Here is a 14,385-nt window from a genome sequence, read left to right on the forward strand (position 1 = left end):
AGAGGAGGGATTTTCGCGTAAATAAAGGGATACCTCCTCCGTGATGGGGCGATTGGTAGCAAAAACTCGACTGCAAGAGTGCCCTTTGAATATCGGATTGTTATCAACATAAATGCTACATTCGGCAATAAAGAGTTTTATATCTACCTTTTTGATCTCTTTGAGAATCTCTTCACATCGGATCAACACCAACTCTTTCTCTTTGATTCCAATTAAATCGATCCCTTCTGCTTTAGAGATCTTGGTGATGTTATAACCGTTTGTTTGGAAGTGCTCGGCAACTTTTCCGCGGTACAGAGAAGTTGATTTATTTTCTTCAGAGAGGGAGGGAGCTTCAGTTTTTAGAAGTGCTTGGGTCTCTTTTAAAAATTGTTCCGTTTGTTGCAATGCTTTTTGCTCTAGTTTTTGCTTTTTACGAGAGATTATTTTTACAATCCAATAGAAAAAAGCAACAAATAAAACCAACGTAAGAATATTAGTCATAACGGTACCAATTTTTAAAATGTATTATACATATCTATTTCTATTTGCAACATACTTGCGACATAAAAACAATACAATTTATTTTAAAGTATCTTTTTATAACGCAAAAGAGGTATAAAAAGTAAAAGGTTGTTTATGCTCCAGACTATTAAATCAAAAATTATTTTTACCGTATTAATGTTCAGCTTTATGGGGTTAGGAGCCATATACTTTTATTTAACAACAACTTTTCATGACTTTTCGAATGAAACAGCAAAACGTTCATTGACTATGTTAAGTCAATCAATTTTTCAAACTCTCTCAGGGAGTATGCTAGCGGGTGATCCAAAGGTTGTTGAAGAAGCGATAGCACATGCAAAGGAGATTGATGGAATTGAAACTATTACAGTACAAAAATCTCAACAAGTTATCGATGCATTTGGTTTGAATGTAAAATTTACCGATGAACCGATGGTAAAAGAGGTTTTTAAAACAAAAACCCAAAAAGTAATTGAAAATACGAATGGTAAGCATTCAATCCGATTGCTACAACCTCTGGTCGCTGAAGAGCGATGTGTATCTTGCCATACTAATATCCAACTTGGAGAAGCAATAGGGGTTATGGATCTTGTAATTTCACTTGAGAAAAATGATGCAGCCATCGGAAACACGCAAAATATTCTCTTAATCGTACTTTGTATTGTAGTCTTTATATTTGTCGCTGTGCTAAATATTTTCTTTAAAAAAGAGGTATTGACCCCACTCAATGAACTGCATGTTCGTATCGGTGAATTGGTTAGTGGTGACAAAGATTTAACAAAACGTCTTAAAGTGACTAAAAAAGATGAGTTTGCAGAAGTGGCAGTGTCGGTTAATAACTTTATCGCCATGGTACAAGAGACGGTCAATGAAGTCAAAGATCTTGGTGCGCAAAATAATAATATCGCTATAACAATCACCGATGCAACCCATATCATCTCTAAAGGGGTAGATCAAGAACGGCAAATTGTTGAAGAAACAACACAAAAAAGTCATTCTATAAAAGAGATTTTATCGAGTGCAATAGCCGTTTCTGAACAAACTCAAAAAAATATTTTAAATGCAAACACAGAATTGCTAACAGCTAAAGATGCTCTCTCTAGTTTGGTTAGAGAAGTTGATGGATATATAGAAGTTGAGCATGAAATGTCATCACAATTAATGGTCTTACGTAATGATGCCGATCAGGTTAAAAACGTCTTAGGTGTTATTAAAGATATCGCCGATCAGACTAACCTCCTTGCCCTGAATGCCGCTATTGAGGCGGCACGTGCAGGAGAACACGGTCGTGGATTTGCCGTTGTAGCTGATGAAGTACGCAAGCTTGCAGAACGAACACAGAGAAGTTTGTCTGAGATTGAAATCAATATTGGAACGATTGTTCAAGCGATCAATGATGTGAGTGATAATATGGGAAATAATGCAAAAAACATGAATGAACTAACTCATATTTCCAATGAAGTAGAAGCAAAAATCTCAGCCACATCTACAGAGATGGAGCGTTCTGTTTCTGTAGCGCAAAGATCGTATAATGATTCAGTTGAAGTGGTTGGACATATTGAATGGATTATTGATAAAATCTCTCAAATCAACGACGTCTCTGGATCAAATCAAAAAAGTTCCGATCAGATTGAAAATGATTCAGCACAGATGCTTGAAATTGCGCACTCATTACAATCACGCATTAACGAGTTTAAAAGCTAAGAGATAAAAGACCTTAACTAAAAAATAAGTTTGATATAATTCTTCTGTTTTGAAGATAATGAAGCCTTTCGGATTAACTACTCTTCATTCGTCTCTATATAAAATCTTTTCGTTCCATAGCGTTTTGATAGATATCAAGTTCTATGCAGAAGCATGCCCCTATGCTTGTATTGTATGCACTAATCAAACCATCAAGTCTTTCTTCTACAATTCTCTTTGTCATATAAAGCCCGATTCCCGTACCTTGGCTTTTGTGCTTGGTCGTAAAATACGGTTCAAACAGATGCTCGATAGCCTCTTCTTTAATCCCTCCGCCATTGTCGTTGATGGTAACTACAAGCTTTTCGCCTTTGAATTCACCGTTAATATTGATCACTCCATCGCTTATATCATTTGAAATTATCGCGTCTTTCGCATTATTCAACAAATTAAGTGCTATTTGTTTTATGTCCTCTGGGAAACCAAATAGTTTGATTTCTTGCGGGATATTTAACGAAATGGTTATTCCAGACATTGAGAAGCTTTTTTGAACTATTGCGATTGTCTTTTCGATTGACTTCACAAGAGAATAGGTGACCTTCTCCTTGCTCGGTTCAACTTGTTCTCTGAAATCGTTTATCGTTTGTGTCATAAAGTCGATCGTATCAAAAGCATTAGAAATACTCTCATTGAGAGACTCCTCCGTGAGGGATCCCACTTTAAATTGGATATTAAGTTTGTTCAATATCATTGTTAAAATGCTAAGAGGTTGTCTCCATTGGTGGGCAATATTTCCAATCATTTCTCCATAGGCGGCAAGTTTTGCCTGATGAAGCATAATGGCATCTTTTTGTCTGCTTTTTTCAATCTCGTTTCGTATTTTATCCTCTAGGCCTAGGTTTAGCCGTTGGAACGCTTTAGTAGCTTTAAACGACAATGACAAAGAATAGACAAGTTGGTATATTTCCTCCGCATGGAATGGCTTTCGGACGTAATAAATATTGTCTTTGATTCGTCCCGAAATCTCTTTTGCGCTTTTGTCAGAGTATGCGGTAGATATTATTATATTAACATCTGGGTCTATTGCCTTGATCCGTGAGGCTGTTTCCAGTCCATCAATTCCATTGGGCATTCGCATGTCAATAATACAGACTGAGATGCTTTTGCCATCATCATAAAGCCGCTTAAACAAATCAACTCCATCAAGCCCATTGTTTGCTTGATTTACTGCAAAGGTTGGCCCCTGATCATTAGGGCTGATTTCATTTACTTCTGCACCGCCATGAAGTCGTTCAAGTTCAGCTAATGCCTCTTCGATGCTTGTTTTTTCGCTGGGTAAAAGTATTGTCTTGTATACATCTAAAATAGTGGGATCATCGTCAATCGTTAAAATATCAAATCTGTTGGACATTCAGTTATTCCTTGACCATTAATAGTGTAGTAAACCGTGCACCTTTACCAACCCCCTCAGAATGGAATGTTACAGAGTGTCCATTTCCAATTAGGAAGTTTGCAAACGAATGCAGTCCAAGACCATGTCCGTCTTTCTTTGTGGTAAATCCTTGTAAGAATAACTTCTCGGACGTTTCTTTATCTAGCCCAATGCCATTGTCTATTACCTCAATAATTACATTTTCAGAGGTAATCATTTGATCACTAAGCATCATATCAAGCTCAAAAAAACCATCTTCTTTTTGCTTTTTATAGGCCTTGATGGTTATTTCTTTTGAAGTAACCATCCCTTGATCGTGTGCAAAATTTGTAGCATGTATTGAATTCTTGATCAAATTCAATAGTCCATTATAGAGGTGTATACGGTTAATACTAAAGAAAATGCGCTCAGCGATGTCGGTTTTTATGTTGATTTGGTTTCTCAAAAGTTGGGGTTCTATAACACTTTGTATTTCTGCTATTAAATCGCCGATATCAACACGTTCATCCATATTAACCTTGTTGTTTTTGTAAAGCTCTTGCTGTGAAGCGATGGTAGCGGCAATATTATTTATCCCTTTTTGTAGGCTCCTCATGTCCGTTTCTAGGACATTTTTGATTGTATCTGTCAATGAAGATTGGATAATGTTTAGGCTCATTTCAATTTTTTTACTATTGTGCTGAAATTCTTCTATTTTTTCGGGTTGAATGAATAGAGAATTATCCTCTAGTTGTTTTTTTGTCATATCAAAGTATTTAAAGAAGTTTTGCATAGGCTCAAGATTTTTAATGACACGATCTGCTAAGTGTTGCGCACCGGTGATGACATTACCGATATTGTGAATATACTCGCTCGTTACATCAAATATCCCTTGCTTGTAGGCAAGCTCTTTGGAAATGCTGATCTCATTTTTATGCAGTTCAACAACATTAGTGATATCGGTCAAGGAAATAATGTACTTTTTTGTGTAGGAACCATTTTCGTAATCACCATTATTGATTACCGTTGAAACGATAGTAAAGTAGAATAGTTTTTTGTCGACAAGCATCTCAACTTTTGGAAGCATTCTCTCATCTTTTTGTGTCAAGAAGTCAAACCACGATACATCATCACATGATCCATAAGTATTTGTTATTGGGAGATCGTCGATTGTATCGATTGCCTCATTTATGAATAGTTGCTGAAAATAGTTGTTGGTTTGAAATAGTATTCCGCTTCGGTCGGTGAGCAAAATCGCAGTATGTGCAGTTGCATCAAATAAACTTTTGTTGATTTGTTCTAAGTCCTGTTGAAGGCGGGTGATCTGTTTTGATTGTGAGCTTAATGGTGCTAGGGTTTTTTCCATGATTAGCTTTTTATACCTTTGAGTCTAAATATTAGTTTGGACAGATGCTCAATAGAAGCTGTACTTCCCGGTGCATCCTTTGCCATGAGACTTATTTTTTGCTTATCGATAATCATACTTATGTCTAATAGCGCTTGGTTGTCCGCAGAGTATAGTATCGCGGTATTTTTGAACCCTAACGACTGTATTAATAGTAAAACATCATAACCTTTTGCTTGTTCATTTTCTTCGAGATGGTGATCACAAATGATTAAATCATAATAGTTTGTTCCCCGAAATTTGAATGCTTCCATAAAAGCTCGGCTGTTGGTAAATTTATCAAATCGATCTATTTCGCTAAGCGCATCTCGATTGCGCAAGAGCTTTTCACATATCGTTGCGATAAGGGGGATATCATCTACAAAAGCTATTTTAAGCATCATTCACCGCCATAAAGATAAAGTTTGATTTGCGCAAGCATTTGGGGGTATTCTACTAGCTTGCTTTGCTTTGCGGACGCTTCCATCTCTTCACAAATATCATAGATATCAATTATTTGCAAAGATCCTGCAGCTCCCTTGAGACTGTGCGAGGAAAATTGGATTCCCTCATAATCGCAAATTTCTATAGCTTTTTCCATTTGTTTAACGTGTCCATCACATGATTCGTAAAAGAAGTCAATTAAAGATATACACGTTTCCATATCTAGCCCAAGAGAATCGGCAGCCTGTTTTGCAAATTTAACACGTATCGTATCATTGCTAGCACTCCTTGCATTATGGGTCAGCTTCTCTACCTTGACTTTTAAAGGATACAAAAAGTGATCAAGGGTAGCATAAAAATTATCCTTTTTGATAGGCTTTGAGATATATCCATCCATCCCTGCATCTAAATATTCTTTTTCTCTATCCTTTTGTACATCGGCGGTCAAGACAACAATTGAAGTGCGCTTACCGTTGGAATGCTTTTCAACCTCACGTATTTCAAGCATGGCCTCTGTACCGTTCATGATTGGCATCATTGAATCCATTAAGATAAGGTCGTACTGCTTTTTGCCTAGGCGGTGTCTATTGTCATACATCTCTTTGGCTTCTTTGCCATTATTCGCGATATCCGGGTTTATTCCAACTTTAGCGAGCAAATCTTTAGTAATCTCTTGATTTACTATATTGTCTTCCGCAAGCAAAACACAGGCATCATACGTGATATCAACCACAGCTGCTTTTACAGAGTAGATTTCATTTGCTTTTCTGGCAGGATCGCCAACGATAGCATCGTATATTTTCAAGCCAGTAATTGGAATACTGATGGTTTCGTGAGAATGAAATCTATTATTCTTCACGCCATCAGGAACGATTGAAATGATTCTCTTGGAGTTTGTAAATGCATCATCTATCCAATTAACATAGTTTGTTCCGTTGGTGATCGTTATAACCACATCGCAATGCATTGCATCTGCATGGGAATGAACTTCAATATAGTCCAGCGCGTAAGCGTCTAAATATCGACGAAGAGCCCCAATACAATGTGTCATTGCGGTATCAACGATCAGTATTCCAACTTTTTTGCTGATTTTAGGAAGGCGGTTTGTATCGCCATCGCAAAGCACAAGCGGCAATTCAAAATAAAATCGGCTCCCTATCCCTTCTTGGCTCTCCAATTTTAGTTCGCCACCCATCATCTCAACGAGCTGTTTTGAAATAGCAAGACCAAGACCTGTTCCGCCAAATTTTCTCGATATAGAGCTGTCTGCTTGTTCAAATGGATTGAAAATACGTTCAATTTTATCTTGCTGAATCCCAATGCCGGTATCTTTAACAGATATACTCAGGGTTGAAATTTCTGAATTGTATTTGATCACTTCTGCGGATATTTCAACTGATCCTTTGTTTGTGAATTTGATGGCGTTGCCAATCAAATTAGATAGTACCTGTTTTAACCGCAATGGATCACCAAGCACAGCAACAGGCAATGTCGGATCAATAAAGGAGCAGAGTTCAAGTTTTTTCTCACGGGCTTTTGAGACCATAAGCTCTACAATGCTCTCTATTTCTTTTACTGGATCGTAATCAATTTCATCGATTTGGAAGCTGCCTGATTCTATTTTGGAGATGTCTAAAATATCGTTTATGATAGAGAGCAGATTTTCAGCTGACATATTTATAGTATTGATATATCTCTTTTGTATCACATCGAGATTCGTTTCAGCCAACATACTAACAAAACCCATAATACCATTAAGCGGTGTTCGAATTTCATGGGACATGTTAGCAAGAAATGTTGATTTCGCATAAGCCTCATGCTCGGCAGCATCAATCTTGATTTGCGCTTCTGTCATATCTATAAAAGAAACAATATAATATTCCTCACCCTGAATGTAGACAGTTTTTATCGTGATGTCATAGGAGCGAATAACACTATGCTTATCAACAATACGCGCAGAGAGTTTAGAGCCGTCTGTACTATTCGATGCTTCTTTACTATTTTGGTATTCAATACCATCTTTGTCAATGAACAGATCACGCAAACCGTTGTGTTTTGATTTGTATTCTTCAATTGAAACATAAGGGAAGACTTCAAAGAATGCTTTGTTAGCATGCACCAACCCGTCTTGACGTGTCTCGATGGCAACTATATTCGACTGCGCATCTAAAATGTATCGCATTAGCTCTTGCTGTCTTTGCCCCCATTCTCTGTTCTTCACCGACTCAGTTACATCATGGCGAATACCAACGAACCCCTCAATCTCATTGTCGACCCCTTTGATGGGGTGTATCCATGCATCAACAATATAGGTATCACCATCTTTAGTTAGATTCTTTATTCTTCCATTCCATGTTTTGCCAGTCTTGATTATGTTCCACATGTCGGCAAAAACGTCTTTTGGAGTGTCTATATGACGAACAATACTGTGTGGTTTCCCCTCCAGTTCTTCTCTTGAGTAGCCTGAGATGCGACAAAACATATCATTGACGTAAATTATTTTTCCATATTTGTCGGTTTTCGATACCAAAGCATTAGAGTCAATGATTTGTCGATACTGCTCAGCGTCCATATGGTTCTTTGAAAGACTGGCTGACTTGATCTTGTCAATATTCTCTAAAACTTTCAGCAAGGTATCTATTCTAGTGAGTGGCTTTGCAAACGTGTAGTTGGCACCGGCTTCTTGAATCTCGGCGAACATGTTTTTTTCGTCCTGAGCGGTTAGAGCAATAATGACTATATCATGATCAATTTGACGAATAGCCTTGATCAGTTCAATTCCATCCATAACAGGCATGCTGATGTCAGTCAGAATAAAATCAAGATGCTGCCTCTCACGAATAAATGATTCAAGACCAATCTGCCCATTTTGTGCGGTAAATACGTAATTTGATTTATCAAGTATTTCGATTAATACCTCTGTTGTTGCATGCAGAAGCGCTTTTTCGTCTTCCACATAAAGACAATTGAGTTTAAGCTTAGTGTTTTTCATTCTTTGCGTGCAGCTTGAACCAATCTTTTGATTATTAAGTATGGACTATTCTCTTCGCCTCTCGAACCTTTGCGAATATAATTTATGTTTGGATATGAGGAAAGCCTATGTTGAAGTTCCTGACTTGTATCTCCCGTTAATAAAACAAGCGTTATCTCTTTATCGACTTTTTTCTGGTAAGTGCTCAAGAGATCAATGCCATCAAACTCTTGATTTTTTAGATTTAGATCGGATATAACCACGTCATAATGGTCTTGCTCTGTAGAGGCATCAAAGAATGCATGAGGAGATAAATAGGTATCAAAACTATCTATAGCTGTGATTGTCCCATTTTGGCGTAAAATGGTGCCATAAATCTTATATGCAAAAGCATCATCATCTATAAATGCTATTCTCATTTTATTTTCTTCTCGCTTTTTTATAAGTTTGTGGTAATCTTTTCAAAGACGCTAAATTACCGTTTTAAAACGTATCGACTTCATATTTTTTGCATATAACTAAAAATTGTTATAAAACGTATTGAAAATTTATCATAATAATGTCGCAAATATGTTGCAATCAAAAAAGTAGGTCTTATTTTAAAATTCGGCGTAATGAAAAAAAACGAGTGGATGAATTATCGTTTTTTCATTATTATGTTAATCTGTAGCTTTTTAGTTCTATATAATTGGTAAATATCCCTGACCCTTTCAATCCGAAAGGGGATAAATGCTTTGTTAAAGAGGTGCAAAGTATGAGTAAAAAATATACAATCTTGTGCTCTAAAATGCATAATTCAGTGTATACTCTTAAAAATTTTATAGCGAAGCAAACATGATGAACAGACATGCACAACTGCTAAAAGTAAAACTACTGTGGTTATTTATGCTTTTTGCTTTAATTCCTATGGTTCTTATTGCACTATACAGCTATTATGATATTAAAAAACAGCTTATCACTTCAGAACTATCCCATTTAGAAGCTATTGCAAAACTCAAATCATTACAGATAGAACATTTTTACGATGAATCTAAGGATGATGTACAAACAATTAGTTACTTACCTTATACTAAAGAAATTCTATACGCAAATACAAAATCACTTCATCATAATGAAATTAAAAATTTATACGAGCAAGAGTTAAATAGTTTTGTATTAAATCATAATCTAAATGCTATTTATATCATCGGATTAGACGGAAAAATAGTTGCACGTTCAATACAATCAAAAGAAAGCACATTTTCTCCGTTTCATAAATTAGCTTTTGAACAAGGAAAAACAAAAATATACTTTTCAAATATTTATAAAGAAAGTACCTCTATTTCGTCAAAAAACCAGCAAAATCAGTATTCTATAACGGCTTCATCACCTATTTTGGATGTTGACAATCAACTTGTTGGTGTTGTGGTTGCAGAGCTCAGCGTTGATAATTTGTTTCTGTTACTCCAAGACTATTCAGGATTAGGGAGTAGCGGTGAAACATTGCTCGGGAAAAGAAATAATGAAAAAATAATTTTTCTTAATCCACTTCGTCATGATCCGAATGCAGGAATGCAAAGAAGCGTTCAAATCAGTGGTAAGATAGCTATTCCTGTCATTATGGGTGCAACAGGGCACAATGGAAGCAGTATGTCAGTTGATTATCGAGGTGTGAGTGTTTTAGCAGCTTGGAGACATGTACCGATTGCCGATTGGGGAATGGTTGCAAAAATTGATTCAGATGAAGCGTTAAAACCATTGAAATCAATGAGAGACAGTATAGCTTTTACAGCACTATTCATACTGATTTTTGGTATAGCTATTTCTTTAAAAATGACAAAAGATTTAACACGTCCGATAGATCATCTCGAAACAGATGCCCATGTTGACTCTTTAACAGGATTGCCAAATAGAAAACTGCTAATGGGATTGTTAGAACAAGTGCTTAAAAAAGCAAAACTAAAAGATAGCATTGTTGCTGTACTGTTTTTGGATCTTGATGGTTTCAAAAATGTTAATGATACCTATGGACATGAAATGGGAGACCTATTACTCAAAAATGTGGCTCAAAGACTTACCAATTGTATCAGACAAAGCGATACTGTTGCAAGACTCGGCGGTGATGAGTTTATTGTATTGTTGTGTGGTGCGCAGGATATTAGCAACGTAGTAAAAATTGCAGATACTATTATCCAAAAACTGAACGAAGAATTTAACATAAATAACACTACCATCAATATTGGAGCAAGTATAGGTATTAGTATCTTTCCAAATAATGCAACCAATCCAGATGAAATGTTACGGATGGCAGACAAAGCAATGTATGAGGCAAAACAACATGGTAAAAATCATTACAAATTTTCTGATGATATGCAGTTGAATCTTACTATCTAGGAGATTATTTTAGTAATTGACTGATATATTATTGTAAAGATAATATCACCATGTAATGATTTTTACCTAAGGCATCGAAATGGCGAGCATACTGGAAAACAATGTTGATTTAAGTACAGAAGAGGTGCAAGAATCATTTCATCAGAGTGAGCAGCGGTATCGTATCTTCTTTGAACATTCTATGATAGGCATGGCAGCCACCTCTCCTAATAAAGAGTGTATCCAAGTGAATGACCGATTGTGTGAAATGCTTGGTTACTCAAGGGAAGAACTTACAAAAAAGACATGGGAACAAATCACCCATAAAGATGATCTTGTTGAGCAAATCGCCTTGTATAATAGTGTCCTAAATGGTGAACATGACGAATATGAATTAGATAAACGGTTTATTCATCGTGACGGTCACACGGTGTATACCCACTTAGCTTCACGCTGTATTCGAAAACAAGATGGTTCTATTAACTACTTCATTACGATGGTGGAAGATATCTCGGAACGAAAACAAGTCGAAGAAAAGCTCCGTGAAAGTTCTCAAATTCTTCAAAATATATTGGAAACCACTCTCGATGGATTTTGGAGTGTGGATTACCATGGTAATTTGATCGATGTCAATCTGACATATTGTCAGCAGTCTGGCTATACCCGCGAAGAGCTTCTTTCGATGCAAATATCTCAACTCGATGCAATTCAGAGTATCTCAAAAATCGATGAACGTATTAACACGATTATTGAACAGAGACACACTCAATTTGAGACTAAGCACAGACGCAAGGACGGATCGATTTGGGATGTAGAAATCAGTGCGTCGCATTACACGATTTCAGGAGGACGTATATTTGTGTTCCTGCGTGATATCACTGAGCGTAAATCATCCGATAATCGATTACTTAAAAGTGAAAAACGGTTTCGGAATTTCTTTGAAAAAAATTCTTCAATCATGTTGCTTGTTAATCCCGAATCAGGTAAGATTGAAGAAGCAAACAACGCTGCTGTAAGCTATTACGGTTATCCAAAACAGCAACTTATCGATATGCCTATCAGTCATATTAATATTCTTCAACCAGACAAACTCAATATGAATATACAATTAGCGTTACATGAAAATTCAAACTACTTTATATTTTCGCATCGCTTATCATCTGGTGAAATACGTGATGTTGAAGTACATTCAACCCCAATCGAAATTGATAATAAAACACTGTTGTTCTCAATTGTACATGATATTACAGAAAGAAAACAGGCTGAAGAAAAGCTCCATCTTGCCGCAAATGTATTCACCCATGCTAGTGAAGGAATTGTTATCACTTCACCTGATGGAGCCATCATTGACATCAATGATGCGTTTAGTCGTACGACTGGTTACATTAGGGATGAAATTATCGGAAAAAATCCGCGTGTACTAAGCTCAAAACTGCAAGGAAAAGAATTTTATTCTGCCATGTGGCATGATTTGATCGAAAAAGGTCATTGGTACGGCGAGCTTTGGAATCGACGTAAGAATGGAGAATTGTATGCCGAGATGCTCAATATCAGTTCCATACTCGATTCTCAAGGAAAGGTACAAAATTACGTAGGAATTTTTTCTGATATAACAGCGAATAAAGAACACGAACATCAACTAGAATATATTGCCCACTATGATCCCCTTACAGGTTTGCCTAATCGTGTTTTAAATTCAGACAGACTGCGACAAGCGATGACTCATGCTGATCACAGAAATGAGAAGATAGCTGTTATTTATCTTGATTTGGATGGCTTCAAACAAGTAAATGACCGATATAGCCATAGTGTGGGTGATAATCTTCTTATAGCACTTTCAAGACGTATGCAACAGGCACTGCGTGAGGGTGATACCTTGTCACGATTAGGTGGGGACGAATTTGTTGCAATTCTTTTAAATACGGATGATATTTCTATAGCATCACCGATTATTCAAAAACTTTTGGATGCTGCAAGTCAAGTAATAGTGCTGGATGATGTTTTATTACAAGTTTCAGCCAGCATAGGAGTTACTTTTTATCCACAATCTGGGGATGTAGATGCTGATCAGCTGATACGTCAAGCGGATCAAGCTATGTATGAAGCTAAGCAAGCAGGTAAAAATCGCTACGATGTTTTTGATCCAGAGCACGATCTTACGATACGCACTAGACATAAAAAATTAGAACGTATCCGCCAAGCTCTAAAAAATGATGAGTTTGTTCTTTACTATCAACCTAAAATTAATATGCGTACAGGTGAGCTTATTGGTGTTGAAGCTCTAATTCGCTGGAAACACCCTGAAGAAGGGCTTATTCCTCCTCTTGAATTTCTTCCGATTATCGAAAACCATCCTTTATCTGTTAAAGTTGGTGAATGGGTAATCAATGAAGCTATTTTTCAAATCAAACATTGGAAAGCGCAAGGTTTAATTTTACCAGTCAGTGTCAATGTCGGAGCCTTACAGTTATTGCAAGGGAACTTTGTAGAGCGGTTACGACTAATTCTTGCGCAACATGAAAATTTTGATTTCTCATTGTTGGAAATTGAAGTACTCGAAACGAGTGCATTGGAAGATGTCAATCTGGCTTCTAGTATTATTGAAGAGTGTAAAAGAATGGGTATCCACTTCGCACTGGATGATTTTGGGACGGGATACTCGTCTCTTACTTATCTGAAACGGCTTCCTGTTAAAACTTTGAAGATCGATCAAAGTTTTGTACGTGATATGCTTGATGATCAAGATGATTTAGCAATTTTAGAAGGTATTGTCGGCTTGGCTTCATCTTTTGGTCGCGAAGTGATTGCAGAAGGTGTTGAAACCCATGAGCATGGCAAACAACTGCTTTTACTTGGATGTGATCTTGCACAGGGGTATGGAATCGCACGACCGATGCCTGCAGAAAAAATGATTGAATGGGCTCAGCAATGGGGTCAAGAACATGGTTGGATTGTTTAAATATTTTTCTATGAATCGAAAATGTGCGTACTTACGCTGATTGCAACACTTGCAAGTTCAAAACATTTTACACTTCATTAAAGTCTACTTATTCGTCCTCTGTATGGCTTACAGGGAGTGTACAATGACGATTAGAACCACCGAAGTATAAGGCACACCATAATTACTTTCTCATCCATTCTGTCATATTTCCTAACTCACTGATCCAATCTCACTACAATGGCATCATGTGTATAAGTGCTATAAATGCCCATGAAGCATCAAAACAAATCTTACGAGTAAATCTTGCACTACCGATTACAAACAATCGCGCTATAGAGCTTCAAAGTATTTGAAGTTCAAATAAAAAGAGCTAAAAATCTCTACCTTTGAAAAATACAAAAGCATCATTGAACTTCGACTGCTTCCGATCTTCAAAGATTTGCCTATTAATTCGATAAAAACATCCGATATTAAATCATGGCTCTTTGATATAGACGACGTTGGCGGAAAGTCTAAACGTATCTATATTAGCGTGGTTAAGGGTATCTTTGACGAAGCTCTTTATGATGAACTCATCGAAAAAAATCCCGTCTCTCGAATACGTCCTCCCGAAATGGAAAAACCGCTCATACATCCGTTCACTCCGCAGGAAGTCCGTGACATTATCAAAAGTGCAGAAATGAGCAACTATCGAAACT

9 protein-coding genes and 1 pseudogene are annotated in these 14,385 nt (G+C 36.8%); 4 read left to right on the forward strand and 6 right to left on the reverse strand.

The annotated features are described in order from the left end of the window. The coding region (locus JZU62_RS08300; protein ID WP_295013736.1) for a hypothetical protein at positions 1-483 on the reverse strand (483 nt) is incomplete at its 3' end. A 135-nt stretch (positions 484-618) separates the two neighbouring features. Between JZU62_RS08300 and JZU62_RS08305 the strand changes: the two genes are divergently transcribed. Next, positions 619-2,205, forward strand: coding sequence for a methyl-accepting chemotaxis protein (locus JZU62_RS08305; protein WP_295013738.1), 1,587 nt, complete (start codon positions 619-621; stop codon positions 2,203-2,205). A gap of 94 nt (positions 2,206-2,299) precedes the next feature. On the opposite strand, the gene JZU62_RS08310 is transcribed toward JZU62_RS08305, so the two are convergent. The 5 genes from JZU62_RS08310 to JZU62_RS08330 are packed head-to-tail and all read right to left on the reverse strand — an operon-like array spanning position 2,300 to position 8,813. Next, positions 2,300-3,595, reverse strand: coding sequence for a hybrid sensor histidine kinase/response regulator (locus JZU62_RS08310; protein WP_295013740.1), 1,296 nt, complete (start codon positions 3,593-3,595; stop codon positions 2,300-2,302). A gap of 4 nt (positions 3,596-3,599) precedes the next feature. After that, positions 3,600-4,961 (reverse strand): HAMP domain-containing sensor histidine kinase, encoded by a 1,362-nt coding sequence (locus JZU62_RS08315; RefSeq protein WP_295013742.1) that lies wholly within the window; start codon positions 4,959-4,961, stop codon positions 3,600-3,602. Positions 4,962-4,963: 2 nt separating this feature from the next. Further along, the gene (locus tag JZU62_RS08320) at positions 4,964-5,383 is read right to left on the reverse strand and encodes a hypothetical protein (protein ID WP_295013744.1); all 420 of its coding nucleotides are present in this window, start codon (positions 5,381-5,383) and stop codon (positions 4,964-4,966) included. Further along, a complete protein-coding gene (locus JZU62_RS08325) occupies positions 5,380-8,415 on the reverse strand; it encodes a response regulator (RefSeq protein ID WP_295013746.1) in 3,036 nt (1,011 codons plus the stop codon). The genes JZU62_RS08320 and JZU62_RS08325 overlap by 4 nt, the downstream gene beginning before the upstream one ends. Continuing rightward, positions 8,412-8,813: a response regulator gene (locus tag JZU62_RS08330; protein WP_295013748.1), complete on the reverse strand. Its 402-nt coding sequence runs from the start codon at positions 8,811-8,813 to the stop codon at positions 8,412-8,414. The genes JZU62_RS08325 and JZU62_RS08330 overlap by 4 nt, the downstream gene beginning before the upstream one ends. Before the next feature lie 418 nt (positions 8,814-9,231). Here JZU62_RS08330 and JZU62_RS08335 point away from each other — a divergent pair, with 418 nt between their 5' ends. The 3 genes and pseudogenes from JZU62_RS08335 to JZU62_RS08345 form a co-directional block, all read left to right on the forward strand. Beyond that, positions 9,232-10,767, forward strand: coding sequence for a sensor domain-containing diguanylate cyclase (locus JZU62_RS08335; protein ID WP_295013751.1), 1,536 nt, complete (start codon positions 9,232-9,234; stop codon positions 10,765-10,767). Between the two features lie 79 nt (positions 10,768-10,846). Then, positions 10,847-13,705 (forward strand): PAS domain S-box protein, encoded by a 2,859-nt coding sequence (locus JZU62_RS08340; RefSeq protein WP_295013753.1) that lies wholly within the window; start codon positions 10,847-10,849, stop codon positions 13,703-13,705. A 421-nt stretch (positions 13,706-14,126) separates the two neighbouring features. Beyond that, positions 14,127-14,385, forward strand: a pseudogene (locus JZU62_RS08345) (site-specific integrase); the annotation flags it as partial.

Source organism: Sulfuricurvum sp. (assembly GCF_019163035.1).
In the GTDB taxonomy this organism is placed as follows: Bacteria; Campylobacterota; Campylobacteria; order Campylobacterales; family Sulfurimonadaceae; genus Sulfuricurvum.